Origin of the sequence: uncultured Leifsonia sp. (assembly GCF_945957465.1) — a bacterium.
In the GTDB taxonomy this organism is placed as follows: Bacteria; Actinomycetota; Actinomycetes; order Actinomycetales; family Microbacteriaceae; genus Leifsonia.
In genome coordinates this window covers 19,710-32,970 of sequence record NZ_CAMFLC010000023.1, presented here as the reverse complement: position 1 = coordinate 32,970, position 13,261 = coordinate 19,710, and the positions used below count along the sequence as shown (strand labels likewise).

The 13,261-nt window shown below is 70.0% G+C and carries 15 protein-coding genes; 9 read left to right on the top strand and 6 right to left on the bottom strand.

The annotated features are described in order from the left end of the window. Positions 1-3: 3 nt before the first annotated feature. Entirely contained in the window at positions 4-570 is a 567-nt protein-coding gene (locus Q0Q23_RS11650) for a TetR/AcrR family transcriptional regulator (RefSeq protein WP_295123628.1), read from the bottom strand. Positions 571-847: 277 nt separating this feature from the next. Here Q0Q23_RS11650 and Q0Q23_RS11645 point away from each other — a divergent pair, with 277 nt between their 5' ends. Both Q0Q23_RS11645 and Q0Q23_RS11640 read left to right on the top strand, forming a co-directional pair. Beyond that, complete coding sequence (locus Q0Q23_RS11645; RefSeq protein WP_295123625.1) at positions 848-2,209, top strand: APC family permease; 1,362 nt, start codon at positions 848-850, stop codon at positions 2,207-2,209. 200 nt (positions 2,210-2,409) lie between these two features. Then, on the top strand, positions 2,410-3,954 hold the full coding sequence (locus Q0Q23_RS11640; RefSeq protein ID WP_295123622.1) for a carboxylesterase/lipase family protein: 1,545 nt from the start codon (positions 2,410-2,412) through the stop codon (positions 3,952-3,954). 83 nt (positions 3,955-4,037) lie between these two features. On the opposite strand, the gene Q0Q23_RS11635 is transcribed toward Q0Q23_RS11640, so the two are convergent. Then, positions 4,038-4,265, bottom strand: a complete 228-nt coding sequence (locus tag Q0Q23_RS11635; protein WP_295123714.1) for a hypothetical protein — start codon at positions 4,263-4,265, stop codon at positions 4,038-4,040. Positions 4,266-4,511: 246 nt separating this feature from the next. Here Q0Q23_RS11635 and Q0Q23_RS11630 point away from each other — a divergent pair, with 246 nt between their 5' ends. Next, entirely contained in the window at positions 4,512-4,928 is a 417-nt protein-coding gene (locus Q0Q23_RS11630) for a hypothetical protein (protein WP_295123619.1), read from the top strand. A 53-nt stretch (positions 4,929-4,981) separates the two neighbouring features. Here the strand turns inward: Q0Q23_RS11630 and Q0Q23_RS11625 are convergent, their stop codons facing one another. The 3 genes from Q0Q23_RS11625 to Q0Q23_RS11615 are packed head-to-tail and all read right to left on the bottom strand — an operon-like array spanning position 4,982 to position 6,281. Further along, positions 4,982-5,419 (bottom strand): VOC family protein, encoded by a 438-nt coding sequence (locus tag Q0Q23_RS11625; protein WP_295123616.1) that lies wholly within the window; start codon positions 5,417-5,419, stop codon positions 4,982-4,984. 14 nt (positions 5,420-5,433) lie between these two features. Continuing rightward, entirely contained in the window at positions 5,434-5,796 is a 363-nt protein-coding gene (locus tag Q0Q23_RS11620) for a hypothetical protein (RefSeq protein ID WP_295123613.1), read from the bottom strand. Then, positions 5,793-6,281: a hypothetical protein gene (locus Q0Q23_RS11615; RefSeq protein ID WP_295123610.1), complete on the bottom strand. Its 489-nt coding sequence runs from the start codon at positions 6,279-6,281 to the stop codon at positions 5,793-5,795. The genes Q0Q23_RS11620 and Q0Q23_RS11615 overlap by 4 nt, the downstream gene beginning before the upstream one ends. Before the next feature lie 95 nt (positions 6,282-6,376). Here Q0Q23_RS11615 and Q0Q23_RS11610 point away from each other — a divergent pair, with 95 nt between their 5' ends. From Q0Q23_RS11610 to Q0Q23_RS11590, 5 genes are all read left to right on the top strand, one after another. Next, positions 6,377-7,051 carry a hypothetical protein gene (locus Q0Q23_RS11610; RefSeq protein ID WP_295123607.1) on the top strand — a complete coding sequence of 225 codons (675 nt, stop codon included), beginning with the start codon at positions 6,377-6,379 and terminating at the stop codon, positions 7,049-7,051. A gap of 129 nt (positions 7,052-7,180) precedes the next feature. Further along, positions 7,181-7,993, top strand: a complete 813-nt coding sequence (locus Q0Q23_RS11605; RefSeq protein ID WP_295123604.1) for an MBL fold metallo-hydrolase — start codon at positions 7,181-7,183, stop codon at positions 7,991-7,993. A gap of 7 nt (positions 7,994-8,000) precedes the next feature. Further along, complete coding sequence (locus Q0Q23_RS11600) at positions 8,001-8,594, top strand: N-acetyltransferase (protein ID WP_295123601.1); 594 nt, start codon at positions 8,001-8,003, stop codon at positions 8,592-8,594. Between the two features lie 242 nt (positions 8,595-8,836). Then, positions 8,837-9,841, top strand: a complete 1,005-nt coding sequence (locus Q0Q23_RS11595; RefSeq protein WP_295123598.1) for a patatin-like phospholipase family protein — start codon at positions 8,837-8,839, stop codon at positions 9,839-9,841. 1,328 nt (positions 9,842-11,169) lie between these two features. Next, a complete protein-coding gene (locus Q0Q23_RS11590; RefSeq protein WP_295123595.1) occupies positions 11,170-11,565 on the top strand; it encodes a hypothetical protein in 396 nt (131 codons plus the stop codon). Positions 11,566-11,805: 240 nt separating this feature from the next. Here Q0Q23_RS11590 and Q0Q23_RS11585 read toward each other — a convergent pair whose 3' ends face one another. Beyond that, positions 11,806-12,273 (bottom strand): MarR family winged helix-turn-helix transcriptional regulator, encoded by a 468-nt coding sequence (locus Q0Q23_RS11585; protein ID WP_295123592.1) that lies wholly within the window; start codon positions 12,271-12,273, stop codon positions 11,806-11,808. A 331-nt stretch (positions 12,274-12,604) separates the two neighbouring features. Here Q0Q23_RS11585 and Q0Q23_RS11580 point away from each other — a divergent pair, with 331 nt between their 5' ends. Beyond that, positions 12,605-13,258, top strand: a complete 654-nt coding sequence (locus Q0Q23_RS11580) for an alpha/beta fold hydrolase (RefSeq protein WP_295123589.1) — start codon at positions 12,605-12,607, stop codon at positions 13,256-13,258. Positions 13,259-13,261: the final 3 nt, after the last annotated feature.

Here is a 13,261-nt window from a genome sequence, read left to right as displayed (position 1 = left end):
GGATCAGGGCTTCAGGAGGGCGAAGAACTGCTCGACGTCTGCGGCCATGTCGATCGTCGGGTCGAGGATCCAGGCGTTCTGGAGGCCGTCGGCGAGTGCGTGGCCGGCGCGGATGATCCACTCCGGGTCGAGCTCGGCCCGGATGCGCCCGGCGCGCTGTTCGGCGACGACCGCCTCGCGCGCCGCCGCGTGCACGATCGCCGTGCGGTCGAGGAAGAAGGCACGGGCCGGGTGAGCGGGGTCCCCGGCCTCCGCCGCGAGGCGTGTGTAGAGCTCGACGAGCCCGGGCACCTGCTCGTTGTGCCGGATGATCGCGACCAGCGACTCTTCGACTCCGGCGTCGGGGACCTGCCGCGAGTCGGCCGCGTCCCGGGCGCGGAGGATGTCGACGAACAGCTGTTCCTTGGAGCCGAAATAGTGCAGCAGTCCGGCCGGGCTCAGGCCCACCGCGTCCGCGATCTCGCGGACCGACGCGCTGCGGTACCCGCGCCGACCGATGATCTCGAGTGCGGCCTCGAGGATCCCCTCGCGCTTCACGACCCCCTTCGCGTACGCGCCTCGCTTGACCATGCCATCCAGGATAGGCGCCCAAAGCCTTGCACCGTTCGGGTTTGGCTGACTCAGTCCGGCCCTTCACGATCGAGGGTCCGGCCGGGTGAGCGCCGTGTCGGCCGGCCCGGCCGTGTCCTGGTCGACCGCGAACGATGCCGTCCTCACCGATGCCCACTACGCTGGCGACAGACCGGTCGAGTCCAATCGCTCCGAACACAAGAGCAGGTAGGAACGACATTCCGGCCGCTCCAAGCGAACAATCGTGCCTTCTCAAGTGCAAAGGCTTCCTCCTCAGTTGACGTCGTCGAATCGAAATCGAAGCGGTTACGGCCGCGGAATCGGTCTGCTGGGTGCCACCGCGATCGGCATTGGCGGGATGGTCGGCGGCGGGATCTTCGCCGTGCTGGGCGTCGCCTCTGTGCAGGCGGGCCCCAGCACGCCCGTTGCCTTCGCCGTCGCGGGTCTGGTCGCGGCGGTCACAGCCGTGTCGTACGCGCGCCTGTCTGTCCGGTTCCGTAGTGCGGGCGGAACGGTCACTTTCATCGACCGCGTCTTCGGCATCGGAACCGTGACCGGCAGCCTCAACATCGTGCTGTGGCTCGGTTACATCGTCACCACCGCCCTGTACGCCTCAGCCTTCGGCAGCTACTCGGCCACGCTGCTGCCCGGGGGAACACATCCCGATCCGCTCCTCCTGCGGGCGCTGATCGGCCTCGGCATCGCCGTGCCGTGGATCATCAACCTCGCGAACGCCGGACTGATCGCCCGCTCGGAGAGCATCATCGTCGGCATCAAACTCAGCATCCTCGTCGTCGTCATCGTCGCGGGCATCCCGGCCGTATCGCCCGCCCACTTCCACTCGGCGACCTCGCCGTCGACGTTTTCGACCCTCGGTGCTGGCATGCTGATCTTCGTCGCCTACGAAGGCTTCGAACTGATCGCCAACGCCGGTGCCGATGCCCGACGTCTGCGCGTCACGCTGCCGTGGGCTTTCGCGCTCTCGGTCGGCCTCGTGATCGTGCTCTACGTCGTGATCGCGGTCGTCGTCATCGGCTCGCTCTCGCCGGCGCAGATCAGCGCCTCGGCCGACTTCGCCCTCGCTCGCGCAGCCCAGTCGTCTCTGGGCGGTTTCGGGTTCGTCCTGGTCGCCGTCGCGGCCGTGCTCGCGACGCTCTCGGCGATCAACGCCACGCTGTACGGCACCGCACGTCTCAGCTTCACGATCGCCACGGAGGGCGAGTTGCCCCGCCGGCTCGAGGCCCGCACCTGGAACCAGCCCATAGGCCTCCACATCACCGCCCTGGCGGGTCTCGTCCTCGCCGTGGCCCTGCCGGTGGAGAGCATCTCCGCTGTCGCGTCCGCAATCTTTCTTGCCATCTTCGCCGTCGTGAACGCCGCAGCATGCAAGGAAGCCCGACAGGTGCTCTGGATCCGGCTGATCGGTGCCGCAGGCGCGATCGGGTGCGTCGCATCCCTCGTCATTGTGGTCGTCCACTCCGTCGGCGATGACCCGACCTCGATGATCGTGCTCGCGGGACTATTGGCCGTCGCACTCATCATCGAACACGGCTACCTCAAGCGGCACAGGCCGCACCCCATCGACACCCGAGGCAGTCACAAGGGCGGAAAGACCGCCACCGGGAGATCCGTCCCCTGACCGCGCCGCGTGGTGTCCGTCCCGCGCAGGGTTTCTCGCGCGGGGGAGTGGACCGGCGTCTTCACCCCAACCACACCTTGCTTCGTGAAGAGCCCACAATCGTGTCGATCTGAAAATAGAACACCATTTGGTATTCAGCCGACTACCGTAACCTGAGGGCACGAGACGGCACAGCGCGGCGCGAACGGAAGGCAGCATCGATGGAGAACACCCAGACCTCATCCACCGGCGAGGAGGCCGCCGCCGCCTGGCTCCCGCACCCCGAGGTGCGGACAGTCGCCGGCGTGGTACGCGGCCGCTGGAAGGACACCACCGCTCCCGGCTCCGGCCCGCGCGGAGCCCTGCGCTCGGCCGCGTTCCTCGGCATCCCGTTCGCCGAGGCGCCGGTCGGCGAGCTGCGGTTCGCCGCGCCCGTGCCCAAGGCCCCGTGGGAGGGCGTGCTCGACGCGGACGGGTTCGGGGCCACGGCCCAGCGCGGCGACCCCGGCGTGACCCTCATCCCCGAGCCGAGCATCCCAGGCGAGTCCACCCTCAACGTCAACGTGCACACTCCGAGCCCCGAGCGGGCGCCGGACGGAGAGGGGCTTCCGGTGCTCGTGTACATCCACGGCGGCGGGTACTTCGCCGGCTCGCCCGCGAGTCCCTGGTACGACGGGCGCAACTTCAACCGCGACGGCGTCGTGACCGTGACCATCTCGTACCGGCTGGGCTTCGACGGCTTCGGCTGGATCGAGGACGCCCCCTCCAATCGCGGCGTGCGCGACTGGCTGCTCGCACTGGAGTGGGTGCAGCAGAACATCGCGGCGTTCGGCGGCGATCCCGCACGGGTGACCATCGCCGGCCAGTCCGCGGGCGGCGGGGCCGTGCTGACACTGCTCGGTATGGAGCGGGCGCAGCACCTGTTCCGCGCCGCGTACGCGATCTCGGGCGCCCTGGCCGACGTGGCGCCGGAGCGGTCGGAGGCCTTCGGCCGCGCGCTCGCCGCGACCGCCGGTGTCGAGCCCACCCGAGCCGGCTGGTCGACGCTCGCGGAGGAGCGGATCGTCGAGCTGCAGAAGAAGGCGACGGAGCTCGGCCCGGGCGCACTGAACGAGGTCGTCGACCGCGGCCTGCCGCTCGGCCCGGCGATCGACGGCGACCTGCTCGTGCGCTCCACCCCGGAGTCGCTCCGCAGCGGGGTCGGAGCCGACAAGCCGCTCGTGCTCGGCGCCACCGACGACGAGTTCACGATGGCGATGGCCGACGCCGGGTCGAAGCTCGCACTCGTGCCGAAGCGCGTGCTCCTCGGCAAGCTCGGAGTGCCGAAGTCCGCGCACACGGCCTACCTGGAGGCGAACGCCGACGTCGTCGCCGCCGGCAAGGCCCGGCTGGCGGGCCGGGTGCTGACCGACCGGATGTTCCGCGTCCCGGTCTTGGACGTCGTCGCCGCCCGCGGCTCCGCGCCCACCTGGCTCTACCGGTTCGCGTGGCCGTCGGGTCATTTCGGGTTCGCCGAGCACTGCCTCGACGTCCCGTTCTTCTTCGACTGCCTCGACGGGCCCGCGATGGAGCCCCTGGCCGGGCCGAACCCGCCGCAGGCGCTCGCGGACGAGGTGCACGGTGCGGCCGTCGCGTTCGTGGCCGGAGGCGACCCCGGCTGGGCGCGCTACGCGGAGCCGGCCCGGATCGGGCGCGTCTACGACACGCCGACGCGCGACGCCGCCGACCCCTACGCCTCCGTGCGCCCGCTCCTCCCGACGCCGTAGCCACGACATTCGTCACGAATGTCGACATTCGTGCCACGAAAAGCGGCATTCGTGACGAATGTGGCGGCGCGCTGCGGTGCAGCTCAGTTGAAGATCGCCCACTCGGCGCGGTCGAGGGCCATCGGCTGGCCGTGCGCGACCACCCGCCAGTGCTTGTCGTCGCGCCCGGCGTACTCGGCCAGGAGGGTCGTGTACTTCCAGTCGCCGGCGACGCGGTTCCAGCGGATGAGCGAGATGAGCTGACCGTGCCGCAGGTAGGGCACCGGCGAGATCTCGTCGAGGTGCGGGACGTGGTGGATGGACGGGTGCATGGTCACGGCATACCTCCCTTGTGCTCGGCACCCTTCGCCCGGTGCGACGGAAGTGCCGCGTGCGGACAGTGTGATCGCTGTGACGGGATTTGGCTAGACCTCCCGCCGCCGACCTCCCGCCGCCGACCACCCGCCGTCGACCTCCCGAAGTCGACCACTCGATCCCGAACCGAGCAGGATCGGAGAAGCGGCCGGCGCGTCCGCGCTCGTACAGTGAATCCACACCGACAAGAGGGGAACCGAACCATGACCGACACCACGTTCAGCAAAGAGGAGAAGGCCGCGATCAAGGCGGCCGTCGCCGAGAAGAAGGCGGCGCAGGCAGGCGCAGACGCCGCCGCGGCCTGCGACGAGGCGATCGCCGCGATGACGGGCACCGACAAGGAGTTCGCCGAGGCATTCCACCGGCTGGTCGCCGAGAACACCTCCCTGGCGGCGAAGACCTGGTACGGGATGCCGGCGTACGCCGATGCGGACGGCAAGGTCGTCGTCGCCTTCAAACCGGGATCGAAGTTCAAGATCCGGTACGCGACGATCGAGTTCCAGCAGGCGGCCCAGCTCGACGACGGCGGCCTCTGGCCGGTGGGCTATGCGGTCACCAGCATGACGGCGGCCGACCAGGAGCGGATCGCCGCGATCCTGCGGACCGCGGTCGGGCGCTGACCGCGACCGGCCGGCCCGCGGCCGGGCCGATCGCGATCGCTTGCCGCCCGTAGTCAGCCTTTTTGCAATTCCTCCGCGAGCATGACGAGGATGCCGCTGGGCCCGCGGAGGTAGGTGAGCCTGTAGCTGTCCTGGTAGGTCGCGACGCCGCGCAGCGGGTAGCAGCCGTGCGCCGCCGCGGCCTCCAGGGCGGCGTCGATGTCGTCGACCGCGAACGCGATCCGATGCATCCCGATCTCGTTGGGCTGCGTGGGCTCGGTCTCGATGGCGTCCGGGCGGAGGTATTCGAACAGCTCGACCCGGCCGGTGCCGTCGGGGGTCTGCAGGAGCGCGATCTTCGCGTGGTTGCCGTCCAGGCCGACCGCCGTGTCCGTCCACTCGCCGCTGACCGTGTCGCGGCCGACGACCTCCAGGCCGAGGTCGGTGAAGAAGGAGATCGTCGCTTCGAGGTCGCGCACCGCGATTCCGACGTTGTCGAGTCTGATGGCCATGTCGAGCATGCTACTCAGCCGCCGATCAGCGGAGCGGGCACGTGGACGAAGGCCACCGCGACACCGCACAGCGCCACGCTCGCGACCGCGCCGATGACGGGAGCCCTCCAGGCGCGCTGCGGCCGCGCGCTCAGCGCGAGGGCAAGCGCGGCGGTCGCGGCCACGGGTACCGGGACGGCCGCGCCCGCGACGGCGAGCGGCAGGGCGGGGCCCAGGCGGTTCAGCTCGTCCCGCCCGATCCCGGGACCGCCGATCGCGAGCGACACCGAGAGCGCGACCATCACCAGGAGGACGGCCAGGGCGACGTGGGCGGCCACGAGCGCGAAGGCGACCAGCCGGGGCCGGCGCGGGGCGAGCTCGCGGGCGGGGGCGGTCATGGGTTGTGCGTGATCGTCAGCTCGGGCGCGCTGAACGGGAACGGGAAGACGATCGTGCCGCCCTCGGTCAGCGAGTGGACCGGGACGAGAAACAGCCACGCCATCCCGATGAGCCCCGAGACCACTGCGACCGCCACGGCGACGATCGCGGCGCGATCGAGCATCCGCAGCGCCTCAGGCACACTCGACGCCCGACGGGCGATCCGTCCGATCGCGACGAACAGGATGGCCGCGAGCGCCGCGTAGACGATCCAGCTCGGGTGCATCACGAGGTTCGCGCAGGTCACCTGGGTGGTGCCGGACCCGCCGGCGGCGGAACCGGGCGTGTCCGCGCACGTCCCGATGCTCCCCGTGCCCAGCAGGGTGTACACCGCGGCTGCGCCCGCCGTGGTGATCAGCACCCGCCGCAGCCGCACCAGGATCGGCCCGGCCGGCAGCCGCGACAGCTCCCCGGTGTCGACCGTCGGCGTCCCCATCGTCCGCATCACGTTCCCCCTCGTGTCGGCGTCGACTCCGATCCTGGCACGGATCCGACGTCGAGCGCTTGCCGATCGACCGCCCCTCCGGCCAGTCTGGTGCCATGGGGGAGACCACGAGCGCGACTGACGGCACACCACGACAGACGTCGACATCGCGACGGACGCTGACCTGGGGTGGTGCAGGGGTCGCGCTGGCATCGCTGTTCCCGTTGCTGTCGAACGCGGGGTTGGTCTTCCCCGCCATGGACATGTCGTGGGTGTTCACGAGCAGTGCCGCGGTCGGAGGGGTTTCGGCGGTCGTGCTGATCGCCTCATTCGTCGCCCTCGCTCTCGGAGTGCAGGGAGAGACGGGAATCGCGGGCACTTCCACCGTCGGCAAGGCGGCTCTCGTGGTCTTCGCAGTGGCGCACAGCACCTCCATCGGGTACTTCAGGCTGCCCGCTCCGAGTGCGGAGGCGGATCCGGCCGTCCTCGCGCTCTGGAGCACGCTGATCTGGGGCAGCGTTCTCCTGTCGCTCGCCGCCCTGATCGTCGCCGCCACGGTTGTCTTCCGCGCGGGCGTGGTCCGTGGCGCCGCCCGCTGGGCGCTTCCCGCTGTCGTCTCGGCGACCGTCATCGCACTCCTTGCCGGCCGGATCCCGAGCCTCGCCGCCATCCCGATCTGGATCGTCGCGCTGCTGGCGTCGGAGGTGCTCCAGCTCGCCACAGGCGTCCTCTATGTAGCGGAAGGTCGGCGATCGCGGCACGCAGGCGGATTGCGCCCCGCTTCCGCATGAGCGACTGCGCGAGCGCGGGCGGATGGAACGCGGGATGATCGGGGCGATGCCGTGAGCGGTTCCCGACGACCGGAGTGCGCGCCCAGCGCCGCGTCTCGTTCGTCGGTGCCGCGGGGTAGGTTGGCTCTCGTGCTCAACGAAGTGGCTGCCGGAGTGTTCGTCCATACCAGCGCGTGGTGCCAGACCAACGCGGTGGTCGTCGTGGGAGCGTCGGGGGCGCTGGTCGTCGACCCGGGCATCCACGAGAGCGAGATCCTCTGCCTCGCCGACGATCTCCAGCGGGCAGGGCACCCGGTCGTCGCGGGTTTCGCGACGCACCCGCACTGGGACCACCTGCTGTGGCATCCGGCCCTCGGGAAGTCGGCGCACTGGGCCAGCGGTGTGGCCGCCGAGACCGCACGCCGGCGCCTCGCGAACGGGATCGACGCCCGCCGCTTCGGGATTCCGGAGGACGTGCGTCTCGACGGCCTCGGCGACGACATCGCCGGGCTGCCGGAGGGCGCCGATCGCGTGCCCTGGGACGGCCCCGTGGTCCGCATCCTCGAGCACAGCGCGCACGCGCCGGGGCATGCGGCGCTGCTGGTCGAGGAGGCCGGGGTGCTGGTCGCAGGCGACATGCTCTCCGACGTGTTCGTCCCCCTGCTCGACCTGGCCGGCGCGGCCGATCCGCTCGACGACTACCTCGCTGCGTTGGTCCTGCTGCAGTCGCGGGCGGGGGAGGCCGCCGTCGTGATCCCCGGTCACGGCTCGGTGGGCGACGCCACCGCGCTGCGCGATCGGCTCGCCCGCGACCGGGCGTACGTCGAGACGCTGCGCGACGGCCGCGAGCCGCAGGACGAGCGCGTCGAGTCGCCACGCGAGGGCTGGGAGTTCGTGCGCACCGTGCACGAGCGTCAGCTCGACCAGCTGTCGATCGCGGGTTCGTCCGCCGAGGGAGCCTGACCCCGCAATGTCGTTCCATGATCCGGCCGGGCCGGTCCCCGACGGGCTCACCACCGAGCGCTTCGTGCTGCGGCCGATCGTCGCCGACGACGCCGAAGACGACTACGCCGCGGTGATGGAGAGCCGGGCTGCGCTCCGCCTGTGGGAGCAGTCGGCCTGGCCGGCCGACGACTTCACCGTGGAGGCGAACCGTGCCGACCTCGTCGGCCTGCAGCAGCGGCACGCCGAGCACCGCGCCTTCACGTTCACCGTGCGCGACCCGGAGGACACGGTCTGCCTCGGCTGCGTCTACCTGTTCCCGACGACCGCGACGTTCCTGGCGAAGTCGGCGGTCACACCGCTGGCGGATGACGCCTGGCAGGACGTCGACGTCTTCGCCTACTTCTGGGTGCGCTCGTCTCAGCTGGAGGCCGGCCTCGACGCGCCGCTGCTCGACGCGCTCCGCAGCTGGCTCCGCGACGCCTGGGGCTTCGAGCGGATCGTCTTCGTCACGAACGAGCAGCTCGAGCAGCAGGCGGGCCTTCTCGCCGGCACCGACCTCGGCCTCCGCTTCGAGCTGCGCGAGCCGGGCAAGCCCGGGACGTACCTGGTCTTCGGCTGAGCGACCTCCACCGCTCCCGTCGGGCGGCGTGAGGCGGGCGTTTGCGGTGCGGGCGCCGCTGCGGCTATCGTTCAAGCGTTCATTCGCTCGCGCTCTCGCAGCGCGCCGATCGAGGAGGTGAGTCCGATTTCCATCAGCAGTCGGGTGCCCACCCCTTCGCGTCGGATCCTCTAGCGCGCTTCAGCCGCCGGCCGTTCGGTCGTCGATCCGGGTGCCGCGCCCCGTTTTCGAAGGATCACGACATGAACCACAACCCTGAATCGCCGTCTTCGCACGGCATCGCCCTCGTCTTCGGCGGTGGAGGCTCCGCCGGCAACGCCTGGCAGCTGGGCGTCATCGCCGGCCTCGCCGACGCGGGCTACGACCTCACCGAACTCGCCGACCTGGTCATCGGCACCTCGGCGGGGTCGACCGCGGGCGCCGCCGTGCGCAGCGGCATCCCGGCAGCCGAGCTGTATGAGGCGGCCCTGCTGGCGCCGCCTCGGCCGGGCGGCGCTGCTGCGGCCTCCGGTGCTGAGTCGGCGTCCGGCACTGCAACGGCGGCACCGGAAGGCTCCGGCGGCCGCCCGCAGGGCCGCCCGCAGGGCATCCCGCAGCAGGAGCTGTTCGAACGGTTGCGTGCGATCGGCGCAGCGGCCGGGACCGCCGAGGAGCTGCACCGGGCACTGGGCGCCTTCGCCCTGGAGAGTGACGCCGTCCTCCGTCCCGGAGCAGAGCAGCGGCGAGCACTCGTCGCCTCCCGCCTACCCCGCCAGGACTGGCCGGAGCGGCCGCTGCTCGTGGTGGCGCTCAACGCGCGCACCGGCGAACTGGTCACGTTCGACCGAACCTCGGGTGTCGACCTGGCCGACGCGGTCACGGCGAGCACGGCGCTGCCCGGCGGCACAGCCACCCACGTCATCGACGGTGAGCACTACATCAACGGGGGCGTGCGCTCGGCCGAGAACGCCGACCTGGCCGCAGGTTACGCGACCGTGATCGTGCTCTCGCCGTTCGGCGGCCCCGACTGGCAGCGACCCGGACAGTTCGAGGGCATCCGGCGCTTCCCCGGCTACGGGCTGGACGACCAGGTGGAGGCGCTGCGCGCGCACGGGAGTCGCGTCGTGGTGATCACGCCCGACCCCGCGTCCCTGGAGGCGATGGGCGCGAACCAGATGGACCCGGCCACCCGGCCGCCGTCGGCGCGAGCGGGGTTCGCGCAGGGGCGGCGGGAGGCGGTGCGAGTGGTGGCGGTGAGCGGCGTTTGACGTGGTGGCAGGCGGGTGCGCAAACCGAGTGAATCGGGCCTACGGAAAGGCGTGCCGCGGCGTCGGCCTTGGGGCACAATGTTCACGCGGAGGCGGCTGGGCGCGGTAAGGAGAATCCGATGAGTATCGTGCTCCCCAATCTGATCGTCGGCCCGATTGTCTCGGTCGTCGGAATCCTGGTGTTTCTCTTCCGGCGGCAACTCAGGAGCGGAGCGGGCCCATGGCCACGAGTGAACTGATCCGATGGGTGGGAGCCTTGGTGGTCTGTCCTATCGGGTTTCTCGCTGGGTTGGCGATCGTTGTCTTCCGCGGGAGATTCGTCGAGAACGTCAAGAAGGCCTCTGAAGACCAGGAACTCCAACAGGACTTGCCGCGCTGGATGCGAGTGGGAAGGTGGTCGGCGCCTTCGAGAACGGCGGTATTGTCCGTCGGAATCGCAATGATGGTTGTTTCCATGACGGGCTTTCTCGCTGCTCTGTTGCATGTGCAGCTCCGAGCTTGGAAGCTCCTCTGGCCGACCTCCCGGTGTGCTCGGTGCGAGGCGACATGTTGCACCTGGGCCACCTCGTTCGATGAGTGGCTCAATCGGAGAAACTTCGGGAACGGGTGACATAGGGCAGAACGTACGGGCATACAGCTGATGCGATGGTTTGCTTCACTCTGGAGGCGCAGCCGGCCCTACTGGCTCGGTGGGGCGTCCCTGATGCTCGTCATCGCGCTTGTCGAAAGAGCTTGGAGAGGATGATCCTTTGGGGACTGGCAAGCAAGGCGAAGGCAGCTCGGGAATGTCAGCCGGACTGCTGGGGGTGATCCTGGGCGCCCGGTTGGCCCTTCTCCTGGGTGCCGTAGGCCTGTTCGTTGCAGCAATCTTCGCCCCCAGTGGTGTCGGCGTGATCTTCGGGGTCGCAGGCCTATTGGTACTCCTCGGATACGTCTGGGTCTACTTTCGTACTCGACGCATGCTCAAGTCGGCCAGCAAACGATCAACCGGTTGAGGGCGCGAGCCGAAGGGCAGGATCGATGCCCGTCGTAACGATCGTTGCCGGCCAGCGTCACTACGACGAACGCCTATTACTCCGAGACCAGAGGAACTGCGTTCTGCGGAGTACCAACGTGTACAACGCAGTACCAACAGCTGATGACCTCCACGGACCAATCGGTGCGTTGGCCTGCGGGTTCGCTTCCGCCTACGTCGGACAGCAGGCGACGACCGCACTGAACGCGGGCAAGTGCATCGGGATGCGAGCCCTGATCTACGTGCCGATGTCGACAACGCACCTCGTCATAGAGCCCTGCTGAGATAATCGGCAAGAATGGGAGGAAGCGTCATGTCTGACACCATCAAGCGGCCCTACGTTCCGGCCGCCGGGGCGCCGATGGTGACGATGCTCGCGGTGATCGTGCTCATCACGGCGGCGCCAGCTGCATTCATCCTTCGAGGGCAGGCCACGCCGTCGTGGGTGTTGACGGCGTCGTTCACGGTCTTGCTGGTTGCCGTTCTAGCCATCCCGCGGCTCAACCGACGCACGCGGACCGCGAATCCAAGGCATGCAACCCTCGCGCGTGTCGCGCTCACCGTGACGATTCTGGTTCCGCTTGCCCTGGTCTATCCAGCGGTGGCGTACCGAGGCTGGGCCTGGCTGATAGGGATCGGGGTGCTGACGCAAGTCATGGCATTGCTCACCGTTGCGATCGCCACCATCCGGGGCCGCTCCCGCTCGTAACTTGTGCGACCCTCGGAAAGGCCCCCGCTTCGCGATGAAGCGGGGGCCTTTCTCGTGCGTGTCCGTGCGTTCGAAAGGTGCAGAATCCGCCCTTCACCACGCTGCGAGTGGTGAAGGGCGGATTCGGCAGCGGCGTTTGGAGGTGCATTTCGGGGTGCAACTGTTGACGCACTCTTGGTGCGCTTTCAGGGAACGCCATGGCGACGGCGGACGGCGGGATGGGAGCCTGAGCCGCGCGGCCTACTCGCCCTCCGCCAGCCGCTCGACCGCCTCCTGGGTCAGTGCGATGGACTGCTCCTGATACCGGACGAGGAAGGCGAGCTGCTCGGTGGTCAGCGAGTCGTGCAGGGCCCGGAACGCCTCTCCGATCCACTGGTACACGTTCGGGCCCGATGACAGCACCGCGAAGTCGGCCGAGAGGAGCACCCGGCGACGGTCGGCCGGGTCGACCTCGCGGCGGGCGAGTCCGCGCGCGATCAGCCGGTCGGCGATGCCGGTGATCGCCCCGGAGGTCAGGCCGAGTGCCGCGCCGAGGCTGCCCGCGGTCTGCGGGCCGTCGCGCACGAGGAGGTCGAGGGCCTTCATGTCGCTGACGCCGAGGCCGTAGCTCGCCGCCGCGCGCTGCTGGAAGAGCGCGGTCAGGCTGGCCGACTGCGCGCCGAGGTCGGTCAGCCGTGCGATGAGGGCATCGCGATCCGTCACATCCACTCTTGCAAACCTCTCACTCACTCATTATCTTAGGCACTAAGACAATTGGCACTCTCACGAAAGGAACTCCGATGCCCCGCACAGCCAGCACCGCAGCACCCACCGGCACGCTCACCGCGCACCTCGCATCCTCCGAGGATGGCACGCCGATCGAGTACTTCAGCACAGGCTCGGGACCGGGCCTCGTCGTCGTGCACGGAACGATGCAGTCCGCGGCCAGCCAGCGCGAGCTGGCCGAGGCGCTCTCCGGCACGTTCACCGTGCACCTGATGAACCGCCGCGGACGTGGCCGCAGCGGCGACTACCGGCGCTCGCCGACTACGACCCGAGCATGGAGGTCTCCGACATCCGGACCGTGGTGGCGGCTACGGGCGCGACGACGGTGCTCGGCATCAGCTCGGGCGGAATCCTCGCCGCGGAGGTCGGCCTCCGCGATCCCGGGCTCGCGATCGTACTCTTCGAGCCCGCCCTGGTGGCCGACGGCTCGCTCGACCTCGACGCCTTCCTGCGCCGGTTCGAGCCGGAGGTCGCGCGCGGCGACGTCCCCGCCTACTTGGTCACCGCGCTGCTCGGCACGCAGATGGGCCCGGGCTTCCTGCGCTTCTTCCCGCGCCGGATGCTCGAGTCGACCACGCGGAAGATGATCGCGAAGGAGGGCGCCATCCCCGTCGGCGGCGCCGCCATGAGCGAGCTCGCGCGGGCGGTGCCGTACGACATGCGCATCGTCGCCGAGCGCGCCGACCGCATCGACGACTACCGTGCGCTCCGCGGCACCGTCGTCCTCCTCGGTGCTGCGAAGTCGCCCGGATACCTGCGGCACGCCGTCGATCGCCTCCACCGGCTGCTGCCCGACGCCGCGACCGCCACCATCGACGGCGCCGGCCACTCGGCGACCCAGAACGCCGCCGACGGCGGCAAGCCGCAGCAGGTCGCCGCCGCGCTCCGCGCCGCGCTGACGCCGCCGCGCGCCGCCGCACATTCGTGACGA

Bases quoted from the DNA above. Each gene is read 5' to 3' on its own strand.
- Q0Q23_RS11650 (WP_295123628.1), bottom strand. From the start codon at position 570: ATGGTCAAGCGAGGCGCGTACGCGAAGGGGGTCGTGAAGCGCGAGGGG.
- Q0Q23_RS11640 (WP_295123622.1), top strand. From the start codon at position 2,410: ATGGAGAACACCCAGACCTCATCCACCGGCGAGGAGGCCGCCGCCGCC.
- Q0Q23_RS11635 (WP_295123714.1), bottom strand. From the start codon at position 4,265: ATGCACCCGTCCATCCACCACGTCCCGCACCTCGACGAGATCTCGCCG.
- Q0Q23_RS11630 (WP_295123619.1), top strand. From the start codon at position 4,512: ATGACCGACACCACGTTCAGCAAAGAGGAGAAGGCCGCGATCAAGGCG.
- Q0Q23_RS11625 (WP_295123616.1), bottom strand. From the start codon at position 5,419: ATGGCCATCAGACTCGACAACGTCGGAATCGCGGTGCGCGACCTCGAA.
- Q0Q23_RS11620 (WP_295123613.1), bottom strand. From the start codon at position 5,796: ATGACCGCCCCCGCCCGCGAGCTCGCCCCGCGCCGGCCCCGGCTGGTC.
- Q0Q23_RS11615 (WP_295123610.1), bottom strand. From the start codon at position 6,281: ATGCGGACGATGGGGACGCCGACGGTCGACACCGGGGAGCTGTCGCGG.
- Q0Q23_RS11610 (WP_295123607.1), top strand. From the start codon at position 6,377: ATGGGGGAGACCACGAGCGCGACTGACGGCACACCACGACAGACGTCG.
- Q0Q23_RS11600 (WP_295123601.1), top strand. From the start codon at position 8,001: ATGTCGTTCCATGATCCGGCCGGGCCGGTCCCCGACGGGCTCACCACC.
- Q0Q23_RS11595 (WP_295123598.1), top strand. From the start codon at position 8,837: ATGAACCACAACCCTGAATCGCCGTCTTCGCACGGCATCGCCCTCGTC.
- Q0Q23_RS11590 (WP_295123595.1), top strand. From the start codon at position 11,170: ATGTCTGACACCATCAAGCGGCCCTACGTTCCGGCCGCCGGGGCGCCG.
- Q0Q23_RS11580 (WP_295123589.1), top strand. From the start codon at position 12,605: ATGGAGGTCTCCGACATCCGGACCGTGGTGGCGGCTACGGGCGCGACG.